The sequence below is a fragment of the Caulobacter sp. GW821-FHT12A07 genome, from assembly GCF_058807655.1.
Genome location: NZ_JBXAQX010000010.1, coordinates 181,742 through 198,682 on the forward strand (window position 1 = coordinate 181,742; position 16,941 = coordinate 198,682).

Sequence of the window (16,941 nt, forward strand, 5' to 3'; positions counted from 1 at the left end):
TCGATGGCGTCCGAAATTCGACCGCGCGGCGCCCGCTTTGCGCCCTCGAAAGCGCCTCCTGCTGACATCTGATGTCAGCAGGACTGGCAGCAGGATGGCTGCGGCGTTTGTTCGCATGTTGTTCTTGTGTTAATGCCGCGCCAGCGCCCTACATATAGCCGCTGCGCCGCGCCTCGCGCGTGGCTCCCAATCCGACCTTCGAGCGTTCCGGACACCATGGCCGAGCAACTGAACTTCATCCGCGTCCGCGGCGCCCGCGAGCACAATCTCAAGGACGTCAGCGTCGACATTCCGCGCGGCGAGCTGGTCGTGCTGACCGGCCTGTCGGGCTCGGGCAAGAGCTCGCTGGCTTTCGACACCATTTATGCCGAGGGCCAGCGCCGCTATGTCGAGAGCCTGTCGGCCTACGCCCGCCAGTTCCTCGAGCTGATGAGCAAGCCGGACGTGGACCTGATCGAGGGCCTGTCGCCAGCCATCTCGATCGAGCAGAAGACCACGTCGCGCAACCCGCGCTCGACCGTCGGCACGGTGACCGAGATCCACGACTACATGCGCCTGCTGTGGGCGCGGGTCGGGGTGCCCTATTCGCCCGCCACCGGCCTGCCGATCGAGAGCCAGACCATCAGCCAGATGGTCGACAAGATCACCGTCCTGCCCGAAGGCACGCGCCTCTATCTGCTGGCCCCGGTCGTGCGCGACCGCAAGGGCGAGTACCGCAAGGAGATCGCCGAGTGGCAGAAGGCCGGCTTCCAGCGGCTGAAGATCGACGGCGAGTACTATCCGATCGAGGACGCCCCGGCCCTCGACAAGAAGTTCAAGCACGACATCGACGTGGTCGTGGACCGCGTGGTGACCAAGGCCGGCATGGAGCAGCGCCTGGCCGACTCCCTCGAACAGGCCCTGCGCCTGGCTGACGGCCTCGCGGTGGCCGAATGGGCGACGATCGACGAGGGCGAGAAGGAGCCCAAGCGGCTGCTGTTCTCCGAACGCTTCGCCTGCCCGGTCAGCGGCTTCACCATCGCCGAGATCGAGCCGCGCCTGTTCTCGTTCAACAATCCGGCCGGCGCCTGCCCCACCTGCGACGGCCTGGGCGCGAAGCTGGCCTTCGACGCCGACCTGATCATCCCGGACAAGGACAAGACCCTGCACAAGGGCGCCGTCGCGCCCTGGGCCAAGGGTCCCTCGCCGCTCTACACCCAGACCCTGCAGGCCCTGGCGCGCCACTACGGCTTCTCGATGGACGAGCCCTGGTACAAGCTGCCGGAAAAGGCCCGGACCGTGGTGCTGAACGGCTCCAAGGGCGAGAAGATCAAGTTCACCTACGACGACAACGCCCGCAAGTACGAGGTCGACAAGCCCTTCGAGGGCGTGCTGCCGAACCTGGAGCGCCGCTGGCGCGAGACCGACAGCAGCTGGGTGCGTGAAGAACTCGGCCGCTATCAGTCCGACACCCCTTGCGAGGCCTGCGGCGGCAAGCGCCTGAAGCCCGAGGCCCTGGCCGTGAAGGTGCATGGCCTGGACATCGCCGCCGTCTCGAACCTGGCCATCCGCCCGGCCCGCGACTGGTTCACGGCGCTGGAAGGCCACCTGACCGACAAGCAGCTGGAGATCGCCCGGCGGATCCTGAAGGAGATCAACGATCGCCTGCGGTTCCTGGTCGACGTCGGCCTCGACTACCTCAACCTGTCGCGCGGCTCGGGCACGCTGTCGGGCGGCGAGAGCCAGCGCATCCGCCTGGCCAGCCAGATCGGCAGCGGCCTGACCGGCGTGCTCTACGTGCTCGACGAGCCGTCGATCGGCCTGCACCAGCGCGACAACACCCGCCTGCTGCAATCGCTGCAAGGGCTGCGGGACCTCGGCAACTCGGTGCTGGTCGTCGAGCACGACGAGGAGGCCATCCTCACCGCCGACTACGTGATCGACATGGGCCCGGCCGCCGGCGTCCACGGCGGCGAGATCGTCGCCGAGGGCAAGCCGGAAGAGATCATGGCCAATCCGGCCAGCGTCACCGGCCAGTACCTGACCGGCGCGCGCGAGATCGCCGTGCCGGAAGAGCGCCGGCCGATCAACAAGAAGAAGATGCTGAAGGTCATCGGCGCCAAGGGCAACAATCTGAAGGAGGTCACCGGCGAAATCCCCGTGGGCACCTTCACCTGCATCACCGGCGTCTCGGGCGGCGGCAAGTCGACCTTCACGATCGAGACCCTCTACAAGGCCGCCGCGCGCCGCCTGAACAACGCCAGCGACGCTCCGGCGGCGCACGAGCGGATCGAGGGGCTGGAGAACTTCGACAAGGTCATCGACATCGATCAATCGCCGATCGGCCGCACCCCGCGCTCGAACCCGGCGACTTACACGGGCGCCTTCGGCCCGATCCGCGACTGGTTCGCCCAGCTGCCGGAGAGCAAGGCGCGCGGCTACGGCCCGGGTCGCTTCAGCTTCAACGTCAAGGGCGGCCGCTGCGAGGCCTGCCAGGGCGACGGCGTCATCAAGATCGAGATGCACTTCCTGCCCGACGTCTACGTCACCTGCGATATCTGCAAGGGTAAGCGCTACAACCGCGAGACCCTGGACGTGCTGTTCAAGGGCAAGACCATCGCCGACGTGCTGGACATGACGGTGGAAGAGGCCGCCGACTTCTTCAAGGCCGTGCCGCCGATCCGCGACAAGATGGAGACCCTCAAGCGCGTGGGCCTCAGCTACATCAAGGTGGGCCAGCAGGCGACGACCCTGTCGGGCGGCGAGGCCCAGCGGGTGAAGCTGTCCAAGGAGCTTTCCAAGCGCGCCACCGGCCGCACGCTCTACATCCTCGACGAGCCCACGACGGGGCTTCACTTCGAGGACACCAAGAAGCTCTTGGAGGTGCTGCACGAGCTGGTCGACCAGGGCAACACCGTGGTCGTCATCGAACATAACCTCGACGTGGTGAAGACCGCCGACTGGCTGCTGGACTTCGGTCCGGAAGGCGGCGACGGCGGGGGCGAGATCGTCGCCGTGGGCTCGCCCCAGGACGTGGCCAAGGTCGAGGCCAGCTGGACCGGCAAGTACCTGAAGGAACTGCTCGATCGCCACGAAGAACGCCGCTTGGCGCGGGTGGGCGAACTGAAGAAGACCAAGCGGGCCTGATCAGGGCGTCCGCCTGAAGCGAGCTTGAAACAACAAAGGGCGGCGGGTCTCCCCGCCGCCCTTTTTCATGTCGGTGTCCCTGGAGGGATCAGACGTCGAACGGCCCTCTCGGAGCGGCCGTCGCGGCATCGGCCGCCCGTTCGACGATCTCGCGATAGATGAAGGCCGACGGGGCGTAGATCGTCACGCTGGTCAGCACCGTGATCAGGCCGCCGACGGCCAGGCTGAGCACGCCGGTCGGGGTGAGCAGCGACTCCAGCGTCAGCTTCTGCGACTGCATCAGGTCGTTCAGGGTGTCGAGGTTGAAGCCGCTGAGCGCGCCGCCCAGCAGGGTGATGATCAGAAACAGCAGCAGGTAGACGACAACCGCCAGGATGGTGGCCACGAAATAGGCCCCGAACATCGGCCAGAAGCGCCCCTTGGTCAGGGCGAACGAGCCGAAGACGTTGATCTTGCCCTCGGTGAAGGTCAGCACGTTGGCCAGCGACAGGCGCACGCCCAGGAAGATCAGCACCCCGAAAGAGGCCGGCACGATCAGCAGGCCGACCAGCGCGGCCAGGGGCGGCGCGATGGCGCCCAGGATGACGAGGATGAGCGTGACCGCCACCAGCAGGACCAGATAGGCCGCGAACAGCAACAGGCCCAGCAGGATGGAGACGCCGGCCTGGCGCAGCTCGTCGGCGCCGAACCGCAGATAGGCGCGCCGGGAGTCGGCCGGGCGCAGAACCGCGCGATAGATCGCCGCCAGCAGCACCGAATAGAAGGCGACGCTGTAGACCAGCGAGAACAGCGCGAACGGACCCAGCTTGGCCATGGCCTGCAGGGTTTCGGTCGGATCGGTGGAATTGTTCTGGCTGAGCGTCGTGAACGCTTCGAGCTCGGCGCCGAACAGGCCGATCATGGCCACGGACACGATCGCCGAGACGATGGTCGCGATCAGGACCCAGACCGCGACGGTCTTGAAGTGCTCGCGCACCAGGACGAAGCCTGAAATAGCCGCGTCCGTCGCCGAAAAGGTCTTCATCTTGCTCTTGCTCGCCCTGTGCGGTGTGTCGCAGGCAGGAACGCGTAACAAGCTTCGTTGGCCAGGGACAGAGCCCGGGCCTCAAATATCCGGGTGCAGCTGGCGATAGGCGCGGGCCGGGCCGGCGGTCAGGATCACCGTCTGGACGGTGAACATCAGCGGCGCGATCAGCACGTTGGTCAGCAGGCCCAGCAGAACGAACAGCTTGGACCCGCCGCCAACCAGGGCGATGACGCCGGTCAGCAGGCCGCCGACCAGCGAGAAGACGATCGGCGTCAGCACGAAGGCCATGAACAGGTTCAGCACGAACATGCCCAGCAGGCCCCAGAAGTGGCCGTGGGTCAGCACCCAGGCCTCGCGCAGGTTGATCCTGCCCTCGGCGAAGGTCTGGGGCGACAGCAGCGACAGGCGCACCCCCACCCACATCGACAGGCCGATGACGCCCAGGCCGCCGAGGAAGGCGATCCAGGCCGCGACGCTGCGGGCGCCCGCGCCGGCCACGGTGGCGGTCAGCAGGGTCACCAGGCCGCTGGGAATGGCGGTGACGAACAGGGCCGCGGCCCAGGTGATCAGGGCCACGACGAACAGCCGGACCTCGTCGGCGCCCAGGCGCAGATAGGCGCCGCGGTTCTGCTCGGGATGCAGCACCGAGCGCAGGATGGCGCTGGCCAGCACCGCGCAGATGGCGGCGGCCAGCAGGATCAGCAGGGCCATGGCCCCGCCCAGGTGCGCGATCAGGTCGAGCACCTCCTTGGGGTCGGCGGTGAAGCGGGTCTGGGCCAGGTCGCGCCGCACCTCCTCGCCGAAGGCGACGGCCAGCAGCACCCACAGCAGGATCAGGGCGGCCCAGTAGAACCCGCCCCAGGCCAGCAGCGAGGCGGGGTGGCGGCGCATGGTGCGCGGCCCTTCGAGAGCGGCGGCGATGGGCGACAGGGCGATCATGGTCAGGCTTCCGGCCGCTCGGCGACGGCCAAGCTCGGGCCGTGTCTGTAGACGTGGACGCACGCCGCCGTCCAGGCCGGCGCGACGCAGAAATAGTAGAGACACACGGCCACGGCTTGCAGCGCCAGGGCGGCGGGGCCGTCGAGGGCGGTGCGCCCGCCCACGGCGATCACCACGCTGGGCAGGTAGAACACCAGGCCCAGGGCCACCAGCAGGCCGGCGCGGCCCTTGGTCAGGTCGAAGGCGCTGAGCACCTGCAGCCGTCCGGCGGCGATGCTGGCGGCCGGAGCCAGCGACAGACGGGCGGCCAGCCAGGCCAGGACCGCCAGGCTGGCCAGCGGCGCCAGGCTGGCGGCGAAAGCGGCCAGGGGACCCGACAGCGCCGCCTTCCAGGCCTCGGACGAGGTGGCGTCGAAGCCGGGCGCGGCGGCGCGGGCGACGCCCAGGGACACGGCCCCGACCACCACCAGCAGCACGGAGATCACCACCAGGAAGATCAGGGCGAGCAGCAGCTGCACCCCGGCCATCAGCGCCTCTTCACGCCCCCAGCGCAGGCCGGCCAGGCCCGCCGGACGGTCGAAGGCGGCGCGATAGAGGGCGCCATAGGCCAGGGCGGCGGCGAGGAAGTCGGCCAGCAGCACCCAGCCCCCGCCGGCGAAGCGGCCGACCAGTCCGAGCAGGCTGGCCGCGGCCAGGGCGGCCCAGGTGCGGGGCGCAAGACGGGTCACGCCGGTGATCCCGGCCCGCGCCGTCGCGCCGATCGCGATCGATGCCTCGCCCATTTCGCTCCCAAGCCCTCAGCCGCCGGCAGTCTAGCCCGCGCCGCGCCATCAGACGACGAGTCGGCGCGGGCGTGGCGTGGATTTTACGCCGGCGTGGCCTCGGGGCCGCTTTCGACCGGCGGTTCGGGCGGAGCGGGCGGCGGCGGCGGCGGCGCTGCGGCCTCCCCGGCGGCCCCCTCGGCGGTACGGGCCGTCAGCTGCTGATAGGCGCTGGCCCACGGCGCGATGTAGATCGTCAGCACGATCGACTGCAGCAGCGCCAGGATCGGCGCGGCCGCGAGCAGCCAGGGCCAGAGCAGATGCAACAGCTCGTCCAGGCCACTGACCTTCGACAGCGCCGACCAGGTCCCAGCCATGGTCAGGGCGAAGACGATCAGCACGACGACGCCCAGAACCATCTCCACCGCCATGACCAGCAGGACGGCCAGCACCGCCATGCCGAACAGGCGCAGCGACGAGCCCTTGGTCAGGGCCCAGGACTCGAACAGCACCAGACGCCGGCCCGCGAAGGTCATGGGCCAGGCCATCGACAGACGAAGCATCGCCCAGACGATGGCGACCAGACCGCCGATCACCGTCAGCACGCCGATCGTGACCCCCAGGAGCTTGCCGGTCGCGAAATAGGCCAGGGCGCCCACCAGCACGCCCGCGATCAGCGCGACGGCATAGACGATGTAGAAGCCGATGAGGGCGATCACCGACAGCAGCAGCATCCAGCCCTCGCTGGCGCCGACGCGCAGATAGAACCACCGGCGGGCCTGGGGCTCCAGCACGGCGCGGAAGATCGCGGCCGCCACCAGCGTCTGCACCAGGATCTGCAAGCCGGACGTCGTCAAGTTGATCAGCATCAAGCGCATCTGCATGGCCATGAACTGCCCGAAGACCGCGGGGTCCTGGCTCGCCGTCACGTCCCTGTTCAATTCGGCCATTTGCTGGATCTGGCCGAGGAGCGGCACGTAGAGCCCGATCAGCGGGGCGATCATCAGCACCAGCGCCACCAGCCCCCAAACCGCCACGGACGCCGGTTCGCGCCCCAGCAGGTTCCAGCCGGCCAATGCCGCCGTCGTCGCGGAAAACCTCTTCGCCACCCCAAATCCCCCAAATCCGGAAACACGTCTGGAGGTCGAGCTTACACGGCGGTTCCGTCTTGGCGAGGGCGGAGGTATGAGGGCGGCCATGACCACCTCCCCCATTCACGTGATCGGCGGCGGCCTCGCCGGTTCCGAGGCCGCCTGGCAGATCGCCCAGGCCGGCGTTCCCGTCATCCTGCACGAGATGCGTCGCGACGACGCCGCCGGCAAAGTCACCACCGACGCCCACCAGACCGATGGCCTGGCCGAGATGGTGTGCTCCAACTCGTTCCGCTCGGACGACTGGCAGTTCAACGCCGTTGGTTTGCTGCACGCCGAGATGCGGCGCTGCGATTCCATCATCATGTCGGCGGCCGACCAGCACCAGGTGCCGGCCGGCGGCGCCCTGGCGGTCGACCGCGACGGCTTCTCCGAAGAAGTCACCCGTCGCCTGGAAGCCCATCCGCTGGTCACCATCGTCCGCGAGGAGATCGCCGGCCTGCCGCCGGAAGCCTGGGACAGCGTCATCGTCGCCACCGGCCCTCTGACCTCGCCGGCCCTGGCCCAGGCGGTGCTCGACCTGTCGGGCGAAGGCCAGCTGTCGTTCTTCGACGCCATCGCGCCGATCATCCACCTCGAGTCGGTCAACATGGACGTCGCCTGGCGCCAGTCGCGCTACGACAAGGAAGGCCCCGGCGGCGACGCGGCCGCCTACATCAACTGCCCCATGAACAAGGAGCAGTACGAAGCCTTCATCGACGCCCTGCTCGAAGGCCCCAAGGCCGAGTTCAAGGAGTGGGAGAACGTCCCCTATTTCGACGGCTGCCTGCCGATCGAGGTGATGGCCGAGCGCGGCCGCGAGACCCTGCGTCACGGGCCGATGAAGCCGGTCGGCCTGACCAACCCGCGCGACCCGACCGTGAAGTCCTACGCCATCGTCCAGCTGCGCCAGGACAACGCTCTGGGCACCCTGTGGAACATGGTCGGCTTCCAGACCAAGCTGAAGCACGGCGTCCAGGCCGAGACCTTCCGCATGATCCCGGGGCTGGAGAACGCCCAGTTCGCGCGCCTGGGCGGCCTGCACCGCAACACCTTCATCAATTCGCCCAAGCTGCTGGACAAGGGCTTGCGCCTGAAGGCCCAGCCGCGCCTGCGCTTCGCCGGCCAGGTCACCGGCGTCGAGGGCTATGTCGAGAGCGCCGCCATCGGCCTGCTGGCCGGCCGCTTCGCCGCCGCCGAGCGCAAGGGGGCGAGCCTTGAAGCCCCGCCGCCCTCGACGGCCCTGGGCGCCCTGGTCGAGCACATCACCGGCGGACACCTGGAGGGCGCGCACGGCGGCTCGTTCCAGCCGATGAACATCAACTACGGCCTGCTGCCGCCGCTGGAGGCCCCCAAGGTCGACGAGGACGGCAAGAAGATCCCGCTGAAGGAACGCGGCCGCGCCAAGAAGCGGCTGATGAGCCTGCGGGCGCTGAAGGACCTGGAGGCCTGGCTGACGGCGGGCTGAGCCGAAGCCGGTCTCCTCCGACTTGAAGAAAACGGCGTCCGCCCCGTCCAAGGCGGAAACGCGCGGCCGTGGAACCTTGGCGTTCCCGGCCGCGCCCCGTCGCGGCGTCTTTCGCGAGACCGCCCCATGCTCCGCCTCATCAGCGCCGCCGTCGCGACCACGGCCCTCCTGACCGCTCCGGCCCTCGCCCAGGACGTGGTCTCCCCGGCCAAGGAGACGATCCTGGCCCCGTTCGACATCGTCCGCACCGAGGTGAAGAGCGTCGGCCCCGACGTGGTCTTCCGCGTGCAGGTGCGCGGCAAGGCCGGCGAGCTGAAGCCCAAGGCGACCGGCCAGTTCGCCGGCAGCGCCGTCTGGAGCTACGTCTGGCCGACCTCGCTGGACAGCGGCGGCGTCGGCTTCGAGGGCGGCCAGGGCATCCTCGCCCTGGCGGTGACCTTCCACCCCGACTTCGACGACGCGGCCTACGGCGGCGTGAACCGCCACGTCTGGCATCCGCACTGGGTGGTGCTGGTTCCCGACGACGCCTGCGGCAAGGGCGCGCTGAAGGTCCGCGACATTCCCGAGGGCGCCAAGCCCAAGGTGCCTGCCACCTGGCCCGGCGTGCCGCTGCTGATCGACAGCCCGAGCTATCCGACCACCCTTGCCACGGACACGGTCGAGGTGAAGGTCCCGGCCGGCGTCATCGGCGCGGTCGAGGGGGTGAAGTTCGACGGCGTGACCTCGGCCCTCAAGGTCAACGCCAACCTGCACGCGCCCTTGCTGTGCATCTCCGACATCTTCGACGTCGCTTCCGGCGACCTCAGCCTGCCCGGCCGCATCGGCCGCTGATCTCCCGCCGATCGCGGATCAGGCGCCGGGCGGCCCTCCCCGCCCGGCGCTGTCGCACGCCTCGGACGCGGGCGCCGCCCCGGCGGCGGCGCCCCGGAAAGCGGAGCCGTTTTCCGCCCTGGCGCGACATTTCGCCCCAGTTCGCAAACCACCGGTTTGTTGCCCGGAAGCTACGCCCGACCGCATATTTGCCGTCATCGACGCTCGCGGATCGATTTCGATTTGATCCCGACGCCATGTTTCGCCTTAATGACACCGGTAGCTATTTTAATGACACCGGTGGCGGTTAGCGCTACCAACAAGAAACGTATCACGGGTCAGGCCGCTCAATGAGCCGGGCCCGTCGGGAAGAACTGGGAGGGAATATGTTGCAAGTCACCTCGCGGCGGAGCCGCGCCCGCGTGCTGTGCGACCGCGCGTCGCTCGGCGCTCTGACCATCGCCGGCAGCCTGCTGATCACCGGCGCCGCCTTCGCTCAAACAGCCTCTGCACCGGCCCAGGCCGAAGAGACCGCGGTCGAGGAAGTGGTCGTCACCGGCTACCGCGCCGCCCTGCAGAGCGCCCTCAGCGTCAAGCGCAACTCCAACGTGATGGTCGACGCGATCAACGCCGAGGACATCGCCGACTTCCCCGACGCCAACCTCGCCGAGTCGCTGCAACGCCTGCCGGGCGTGTCGATCGACCGCGACAACGGCGAAGGCCGCACCATCACCGTCCGCGGCCTGGGCCCCGACTTCACCCGCGTGCGCCTGAACGGCCTGGAAGCCCTGTCGACCGCCGGCTCGAACGACTCGGGCACCAGCGGCAACCGCACCCGCGGCTTCGACTTCAGCGTCTTCGCCTCGGAGCTGTTCAACTCGCTGAAGGTCCAGAAGACCGCCTCGGCCGAGACCGACGAAGGCTCGCTGGGCGCCACGGTCGACCTGCAGACGGGCCGTCCGCTCGACTTCAAGGGCCGCCGCCTCGCCATCTCGCTGCAGGACGCCTATTACGAAGCCGGCAAGCACCACAATCCGCGCTTCGCGGGCTTGGTCTCGGACCGCTGGGACACCAACTGGGGTCAGTTCGGCGCCCTGTTCTCGGTGGCCTACAACGAGCGTAACAGCACCATCGACAGCTACGGCCGTCAGGCCGGCCAGTCGGACTACACCTATCGCGGCGCCACCTTCGCCGGCACCGCCCTGACCACCAACGGCACCTCGATCCTGCAACGCCAGGGCTTCGCGGCCCCGACCGGCACCGCCTGCAACAACGGCGTCGTGCCCGGCGTCAACGTCACCAACGTTGCGCTCTGCAACGCCCTGCGCGGTTCGGACCCGACGGCCTACGCCCTGATCAACAACCCGATCGGCGCCCAGCTGACCCGCGCCGGGGGCGTCACCACCACGACCGCCCCGGGCTCGCTGGTCCGCATCCCGGCCCTGCCGACCATCAACCAGCAGGAGCTGGAGCAGGAACGCCTGGGCATCACCGGCGCCCTGCAATGGCAGCCGACCGACCGCACCAAGATCACCTTCGACGGGGTCTATTCGCGGTTCTACAACAGCTCGACCAACTACCAGATCAGCGCCGTCGGCCTGAACCGCAACAACACCACGGCCAACTACAACACGGCCGGCGCGTCCACCGCGGTCGCCACCAAGCGCGGCCTCTACAACGGCTGTAACTTCAACGCCGGCAGCGACGGCAGCAACGGCACCCTGGTGTCGCAGCCGCTGGACTGCGGCCAGTCGCTGAACGGCACGACCCCGCTGACGGGCTACACCTACAGCTACAACCCCAACAACCGCGACCCGTACGAGTACTACAACAACCCGCTGTCGCCGGGTTACATCGCCAGCGCCGACGGCCTGGCCATGCGCGACCTGTTCATCGGCCGTCCCAGCGTCAAGCTGATCGACGCCGCCCTCAGCGAGACCGGCGCCAACGCCAGCTACCTGAAGCTGGGCAGCGTCGACATGCGCTCGGCCGCCGACCAGCAGTACTACACGACCTTCTTCCAGCAGGGCTCGCTGACCCTGGAGCACGAGTTCACTGACAAGTTCCGGATGACCGCGCTGTGGGGCAAGTCACGCTCGTACAACAAGGGCACCGGCCTGCTGGCCGACTACCTCAAGCTCGACTCGGGCAACGGCACGGCCGGCAACGACTACTTCGTCTATGACGAGCGGGTCGGCGGCTCGATGCCGCTGGTCAACTTCGGCTTCGACGCCACGAACCCGGCCAACTGGGACTTCGTGAAGGGCTATTCGTCGCTGCGGATCTACCGCTCGCTGACCGACAACCGCTACAACGGCACGCGCTTCGACTTCACCTACGACGCCGACGACAACCTGACGATCAAGTTCGGCGCCACCCAGCGCAAGTACGGCTTCTTCACCTCGCGCACCGGCCGCGCCGGCGGCTCGGCGGGCGAGACCCTGAACCCGTCGTTCAAGGAAGCGGGCAGTTCGGTGGCGGCCACCAGCCGCCTGATCAACTGGGGCCACGGCCTGGACGTGCCGGCCGGCACCACCACCGCCTTCCTCGCGCCCGACCTCGACAAGTTCACCCAGCTGTTCGACTTCAACTGCGAGTGCATCAACAAGTGGGGCGACTGGCGGACCTCGACCCTGTCGAACCCGGCCAACACCTACGGCGTGGACGAGACCGACACCGGCGCCTACGTGCAGTTCGACTACCGCACCCTCGTCTTCGACCGCGAGCTGCGCGGCAACGTCGGCACCCGCTACGCCCTGACCGAGGTGAACTCCTACGGCTTCACCAACCTCAACCGTCCGATCTACGGCGACAACAAGTACAGCGACGTCCTGCCGTCGCTGAACGCCGCCTATGAGGTCGCCGACAACATGCTGCTGCGCTTCGGCGCTGCCAAGGTCATGGCCCGTCCGCTGCTGGCCAACCTGGCGCCCAGCATCACCGCCTTCAGCGCCCCGAACAGCTCGGGCGCCACGACTGGCGGCACGATGACGGTCGGCAACCCCGAGCTGGCGCCGTTCCGCGCCATCAATCTCGACCTGAGCTTCGAATGGTACTTCGGCCAGGGCTCGCTGATCTCGATCGCGGTCTTCGACAAGGACGTCCGCAGCTTCCCGCAGACCGTCGTCAGCTCCTCGACGCTGGCCGACGTGCTGCCGGCCCAGGCGATCGCCGACCTGATCGCCGGCGTCAACGCGGGCACCGGCACCCAGGTGCAGAAGGACGCCCAGATCGCCTACATCAACACCCAGACCTTCGACGTGCGCCAGTATCGCGACGCCCCGGGCGGCTACATCCGCGGCTTCGAGATTGGCTATCAGCAGAACCTGACCTTCCTGCCGTGGTTCCTCGACAAGCTGGGCGTACAGGCCAACTACACCCACCTGGAATCGGAGCTGCAGTACATCATCGATCCGGGCGCGCTGGAGATCCGCAACGCCTCGGGCGTGGTGACCACCGCCGGCCGGCCGCAGGTGGTGGCGCCGGGTCCGTTCACGGGGGCCTCGCCGGACTCGTTCAACGTCACGGTCTACTACGAGACCGACAAGTGGTCGGCGCGCGTCTCCACGGCCTATCGCGCCAAGTACTACACCCAGTACCCGATCGCCTCGGGCAGCTGTAACCCCGGCTACTGCGACTCCCCGCTGGTCAACGACTTCCTGGGCAGCGAGGCGACCACCAACGTCGACGCCTCGTTCAGCTACAAGTTCAGCAAGAACATGTCGCTGAGCCTGGAAGCCCTGAACCTGACCAACGAGACCAGCAACCGCTTCGGCTACGCCGACGATCCGGTGGTCACGCAATACGCCGCGCCGGGCCGCCAGTTCTTCATGGGCTTCCGGTACGTCTTCTAAGCGCTCTTCTTCCCCGAAAGTGCGATACTGGGCGGCGCGGACATCTTCCGCGCCGCCTTTTTCTTGTCCGCGCCGGTCCCGCGCGGATTGGGGAAGAAGCGGAAGCCCTTGAACAGGATCCGCAGCGCCTCCCAGTGGATCGCCGCCAGCACCCCGACCACCTGCCAGGGATGGCCCAGCATGGCCCGCAGCAGCCCCCGGTCGGTCAGCGGCTCGCGCCGGCCGGTGAAGCTGGCCGCCAGCACCCGGCCCTGGTCGTCATGGACGTCGATCCCCACCCGCACCGCCTCGCGCGGCGGGGCCAGGGTGAAGGCGTAGCGCAGGTCCATCGGCATGAAGGGCGAGACGTAGAAGGTCTTGTCGCAGCCCTGCACAACCACCCCGTCCTCGCGGGCGGTGGCCGGCAGCACGTAGTCGCTGCGCTCGCCGAAGGTGTTGCTGACCGCATAGACCACCGCCGCCAGCCGCTCGTCGGCGTCGTGGTGGAAATAGACCGTCAGCGGGTTGAAGCCGTGGCCCAGCACCCGGGGCATGCACAGCGCGGCGATACGGCCGCCGGGATGGTGCAGGCCGTGCCGCGCCAGCAGCGCCTCGATCTGCGGCTTGACCGGCGCGCGCCGACGCTCGGCGTGGTCGCGGTCGTGGTAGCTGAGCAGGTTCAGGGCGTTGTGCGAGAAGAGGCGCAGGCGAGCGCCAGCCGCGTCGAGCTCGTCGAGATCGAGCAGCAGCATGAAGATCCGATAGCTCAGCCGGTGCCGGCGCGGCCGGGCGCGGTCGTGGACGACGAGGCCGGAATAGAGGGCCGAGCGCAGGGTCATGCGGCCAGCTCCGGCTGCGCGGGCGCCGCCTTGCCCAGGACGATGCGGCCGGAGGGATCGGCGACGGTCCAGGGCCGGCGCACCCCGCCCAATTGCTCGGCCACGGCCAGGCCCGCCTGCAAGCCGTCCTCGTGGAAGCCCGAGCCGAAATAGGCCCCCGCGAACCAGGTGCGCCGCGCGCCCTGCAGCGACCACAGGCTCGCCTGCGCCGCCATGGCCGGGCCGTCGAACAGCGGATGCTCGTAGACCTGGTCGTGCAGCACCTGGCCCGGCGCGCGGTCGGGATTGAGCGACAGGAAGAAGGGATCCTGACCGGGCAGCGGCTGGAGGCGGTTCATCCAGTAGGTGACGCCGCCGACGCCCTCGCCGTCCCGCCGGCCAACGTGATTCCAACTGGCCCAGGCCTTCGCGCGGCGCGGCATCAGGGCCCGGTCGCGGTGCAGCACCGCGCGGTTGCGGCTGTAGCGGAAGGCGCCCAGCAGGGCCGCCTCCGCCGAGGTCGGCCTGGCCAGCATGGCCAGGGCCTGGTCGGCATGGGCGGCGATCACCACCTGGTCGAAGCGCCGGGTCTCGCCCGCGGCGTCCTCGATGGTCACGTGGTCGGGCTGGCGGTCGATCCGCCGCACCGGCCGCGACAGCAGGATCTCGCCGTCCGTATCGGCCGCGATGGCGGCGACGTAGCGGGCGCTGCCGCCGGCCACCGTGCGCCAGATCGGCCGCTTGTCGATCGGCAGCATCAGGCCGTGATTGTCGAAGAAGCGCAGGAAGGCGCCGGCCGGGAACTCGCGGATGTCGGCCAGCGAGGTCGACCAGATCGCCGCGGCCTGCGGCAGCAGGTGGTCCTCCTGGAACGCCCGCCCGAAGCCTTGGGCGTCGAGATAGTCCACCAGCCGGCAGAAGCCGTCGTCGCGCAGGGCCCGGGCGTCGCGCGCCCCGGCCCGGTAGAAGCGCATGACGTCGAGCAGCATGCGCAGGAAGCGCGGGTTCACCAGGTTGCGCTTCTGGGCCAGCAGGTTGCTGGAGGAATATTCAAGCGCCCCGTCATCGAGCGACACCCCGAACGACATGTCGCTGTCGACCGTCTCGACGCCCAGATGCGCGAACAGGGCCGTCAGGTTGGGATAGTTCGGCTCGTTGTAGACGATGAAGCCGGTGTCGACCGCCGCCTCGCCCACCCGCACGGTGTTGGCGTGGCCGCCCAGCCGCTCGTCGGCCTCGTACAGCGTCACCTCGTGGCGCTTCGACAGCAGCCAGGCCGCCGAAAGCCCTGAAATCCCGGAGCCGACGACGGCGATGTGCTGACGAGAGGGCGAACTGGACATCGATGCTCCTGGGGTGCTCCTGGCAAGGCTCTGCTTGAAGCTACGGAGCAAGGGCGATCCCGGACGCATGCATCCGAACATCGATCGCCGCCGTAGCTCCGACCAAAGGTCGCCGGCGGCGATCGATCGGACGGAGATCCCATGACCGACGCGACGACGAGCGACCCCGCCCTGGCCGCGCCTGGCGCCGAAACAGAGCGTGGGCGGGCCGGCGGCGGCCTGGTCTCGGCCCTGGTGCGCCTGGCCCAGGACGCCCCGGTTCCGGATTTCGTCGCGCGGCTGGCGATCGAGCGGCTGGTGTCCGGCGCCCGGCGCTCGCTGGAGGGCGCGCCGTCAGAAGCCAGCCAGCGCTTCGCCGAGGCCATGGCCGAGCGCCCGATCGCCACCCACGTCGAAGACGCCAACGCCCAGCACTACGAACTGCCCGCCGCCTTCTTCGAGGCGGTGCTGGGGCCGCACCTGAAATATTCCAGCGGCTTCTACCCGCCCGGCGCCCGCGACCTGGCCGAGGGCGAGGTCGCCGCCCTGCGCGAGACCGAGATCCACGCCGACCTGCGCGACGGCCAGTCGGTGCTGGAGCTGGGCTGCGGCTGGGGGTCGCTGTCGCTGTGGATGGCCGAACGCTTTCCCAATTCGACGATCACGGCGGTGTCGAACTCGGCCTCGCAGAAGGCCTTCATCGACCGCCGCGCCGCCGCCCGAGGCCTCTCGAACCTGACCGTCGTCACCGCCGACATGAACGCCTTCGAGGCCGGGCGGCGGTTCGACCGCGTCGTCTCGGTCGAGATGTTCGAGCACATGAGCAACTGGCGGGCGCTGCTGACCCGGGTGCGGACCTGGCTCGCGCCCGACGGCCTGCTGTTCCTGCACGTCTTCACCCACGTCGCGACGCCCTATCGCTTCGAGACCGACGACCCGGACGACTGGATCGCCCGCTATTTCTTCAGCGGCGGCGTCATGCCCAGCCACGACCTGGCGAGGCAGTTCCCCGACCTGTTCGAGGTGGCCATGGACTGGCGCTGGAGCGGCGAGCACTACGCCCGCACCGCGCGGCAATGGCTGGAGCGGTTCGACGCCGCCCGCGCGACGATCGATCCGATCCTGGTCGAGGTCTATGGCGACCGGGCCGCCGTCTGGCGGAGGCGCTGGCGGCTGTTCTTCCTGGCCACGGCCGGCCTGTTCGGCCATCGCGGCGGCCGCGACTGGGGCGTCAGCCACTACCGCCTGCGACCCGTCGCCTGATCCCCAATCCAAGGAAACACCATGCTTCGCTACGCCGCCGGCTACTTGGCGACCGCCGTCGTCTTTCTGGCCATGGACGCCGTCTGGCTGACCCAGACCGCCGAGCGCCTCTACCGCCCGCACATCGGCGCCCTGATGGCCGACAAGCCCAACCTCGTCGCCGCGCTCGCCTTCTACCTGATCTACATCGCCGCCGTTCTGGGCCTGGCGATCATCCCGGCCCTGCGGCCAGGCGGCGGCTGGTCGCGGCTGCTGACCAGCGCGGCCCTGTTCGGCCTGGCCGCCTACGCCACCTACGACCTGACCAACCAGGCGACGCTGAAAACCTGGTCTACCGTGATCACCCTGGCCGACATGGCCTGGGGGACCTTCGTCACCACGATCGCGGCCTCGGCGGGCTATTTCGTCGCCAGTCGGCTTGGCGGACGCTAGCCGTTGCCAGCC

12 protein-coding genes are annotated in these 16,941 nt (G+C 68.9%); 6 read left to right on the top strand and 6 right to left on the bottom strand.

Translation table 11 applies throughout. The annotated features are described in order from the left end of the window. Positions 1 to 216: 216 nt before the first annotated feature. Complete coding sequence (uvrA, locus tag AC1RRS_RS19520; protein WP_492856563.1) at positions 217 to 3,126, top strand: excinuclease ABC subunit UvrA; 2,910 nt, start codon at positions 217 to 219, stop codon at positions 3,124 to 3,126. Between the two features lie 88 nt (positions 3,127 to 3,214). On the opposite strand, the gene AC1RRS_RS19525 is transcribed toward uvrA, so the two are convergent. From AC1RRS_RS19525 to AC1RRS_RS19540, 4 genes are all read right to left on the bottom strand, one after another. Continuing rightward, entirely contained in the window at positions 3,215 to 4,150 is a 936-nt protein-coding gene (locus AC1RRS_RS19525; RefSeq protein ID WP_492856564.1) for a hypothetical protein, read from the bottom strand. An 81-nt stretch (positions 4,151 to 4,231) separates the two neighbouring features. Beyond that, the gene (locus AC1RRS_RS19530; RefSeq protein WP_492856565.1) at positions 4,232 to 5,092 is read right to left on the bottom strand and encodes a hypothetical protein; all 861 of its coding nucleotides are present in this window, start codon (positions 5,090 to 5,092) and stop codon (positions 4,232 to 4,234) included. Between the two features lie 2 nt (positions 5,093 to 5,094). Beyond that, a complete protein-coding gene (locus AC1RRS_RS19535; RefSeq protein ID WP_492856566.1) occupies positions 5,095 to 5,874 on the bottom strand; it encodes a hypothetical protein in 780 nt (259 codons plus the stop codon). Between the two features lie 83 nt (positions 5,875 to 5,957). After that, entirely contained in the window at positions 5,958 to 6,962 is a 1,005-nt protein-coding gene (locus AC1RRS_RS19540) for a hypothetical protein (RefSeq protein WP_492856567.1), read from the bottom strand. Between the two features lie 88 nt (positions 6,963 to 7,050). On the opposite strand from AC1RRS_RS19540, the gene trmFO reads away from it, so the two are divergent. The 3 genes from trmFO to AC1RRS_RS19555 all read left to right on the top strand — a co-directional run bounded on the left by trmFO (position 7,051) and on the right by AC1RRS_RS19555 (position 13,115). Further along, positions 7,051 to 8,451 carry a methylenetetrahydrofolate--tRNA-(uracil(54)-C(5))-methyltransferase (FADH(2)-oxidizing) TrmFO gene (gene trmFO, locus AC1RRS_RS19545; protein ID WP_487291839.1) on the top strand — a complete coding sequence of 467 codons (1,401 nt, stop codon included), beginning with the start codon at positions 7,051 to 7,053 and terminating at the stop codon, positions 8,449 to 8,451. Positions 8,452 to 8,577: 126 nt separating this feature from the next. Next, entirely contained in the window at positions 8,578 to 9,282 is a 705-nt protein-coding gene (locus AC1RRS_RS19550; protein ID WP_492856568.1) for a hypothetical protein, read from the top strand. A 365-nt stretch (positions 9,283 to 9,647) separates the two neighbouring features. Beyond that, positions 9,648 to 13,115: a TonB-dependent receptor gene (locus AC1RRS_RS19555; RefSeq protein ID WP_492856569.1), complete on the top strand. Its 3,468-nt coding sequence runs from the start codon at positions 9,648 to 9,650 to the stop codon at positions 13,113 to 13,115. Here AC1RRS_RS19555 and AC1RRS_RS19560 read toward each other — a convergent pair. Both AC1RRS_RS19560 and AC1RRS_RS19565 read right to left on the bottom strand, forming a co-directional pair. Continuing rightward, complete coding sequence (locus tag AC1RRS_RS19560; protein WP_492856570.1) at positions 13,112 to 13,933, bottom strand: DUF1365 domain-containing protein; 822 nt, start codon at positions 13,931 to 13,933, stop codon at positions 13,112 to 13,114. The two genes, AC1RRS_RS19555 and AC1RRS_RS19560, sit on opposite strands and share 4 nt — an antisense overlap. After that, a complete protein-coding gene (locus tag AC1RRS_RS19565; protein ID WP_492856572.1) occupies positions 13,930 to 15,255 on the bottom strand; it encodes an NAD(P)/FAD-dependent oxidoreductase in 1,326 nt (441 codons plus the stop codon). The genes AC1RRS_RS19560 and AC1RRS_RS19565 overlap by 4 nt, the downstream gene beginning before the upstream one ends. Positions 15,256 to 15,396: 141 nt before the next feature. On the opposite strand from AC1RRS_RS19565, the gene AC1RRS_RS19570 reads away from it, so the two are divergent. Both AC1RRS_RS19570 and AC1RRS_RS19575 read left to right on the top strand, forming a co-directional pair. Next, positions 15,397 to 16,497 (top strand): SAM-dependent methyltransferase, encoded by a 1,101-nt coding sequence (locus AC1RRS_RS19570; RefSeq protein WP_492856574.1) that lies wholly within the window; start codon positions 15,397 to 15,399, stop codon positions 16,495 to 16,497. A 21-nt stretch (positions 16,498 to 16,518) separates the two neighbouring features. After that, positions 16,519 to 16,929 carry a DUF2177 family protein gene (locus tag AC1RRS_RS19575; RefSeq protein WP_110118507.1) on the top strand — a complete coding sequence of 137 codons (411 nt, stop codon included), beginning with the start codon at positions 16,519 to 16,521 and terminating at the stop codon, positions 16,927 to 16,929. Positions 16,930 to 16,941: the final 12 nt, after the last annotated feature.

Bases quoted from the DNA above. Each gene is read 5' to 3' on its own strand.
- uvrA (WP_492856563.1), top strand. From the start codon at position 217: ATGGCCGAGCAACTGAACTTCATCCGCGTCCGCGGCGCCCGCGAGCAC.
- AC1RRS_RS19525 (WP_492856564.1), bottom strand. From the start codon at position 4,150: ATGAAGACCTTTTCGGCGACGGACGCGGCTATTTCAGGCTTCGTCCTG.
- AC1RRS_RS19530 (WP_492856565.1), bottom strand. From the start codon at position 5,092: ATGATCGCCCTGTCGCCCATCGCCGCCGCTCTCGAAGGGCCGCGCACC.
- AC1RRS_RS19535 (WP_492856566.1), bottom strand. From the start codon at position 5,874: ATGGGCGAGGCATCGATCGCGATCGGCGCGACGGCGCGGGCCGGGATC.
- trmFO (WP_487291839.1), top strand. From the start codon at position 7,051: ATGACCACCTCCCCCATTCACGTGATCGGCGGCGGCCTCGCCGGTTCC.
- AC1RRS_RS19550 (WP_492856568.1), top strand. From the start codon at position 8,578: ATGCTCCGCCTCATCAGCGCCGCCGTCGCGACCACGGCCCTCCTGACC.
- AC1RRS_RS19555 (WP_492856569.1), top strand. From the start codon at position 9,648: ATGTTGCAAGTCACCTCGCGGCGGAGCCGCGCCCGCGTGCTGTGCGAC.
- AC1RRS_RS19560 (WP_492856570.1), bottom strand. From the start codon at position 13,933: ATGACCCTGCGCTCGGCCCTCTATTCCGGCCTCGTCGTCCACGACCGC.
- AC1RRS_RS19565 (WP_492856572.1), bottom strand. From the start codon at position 15,255: ATGTCCAGTTCGCCCTCTCGTCAGCACATCGCCGTCGTCGGCTCCGGG.
- AC1RRS_RS19570 (WP_492856574.1), top strand. From the start codon at position 15,397: ATGACCGACGCGACGACGAGCGACCCCGCCCTGGCCGCGCCTGGCGCC.
- AC1RRS_RS19575 (WP_110118507.1), top strand. From the start codon at position 16,519: ATGCTTCGCTACGCCGCCGGCTACTTGGCGACCGCCGTCGTCTTTCTG.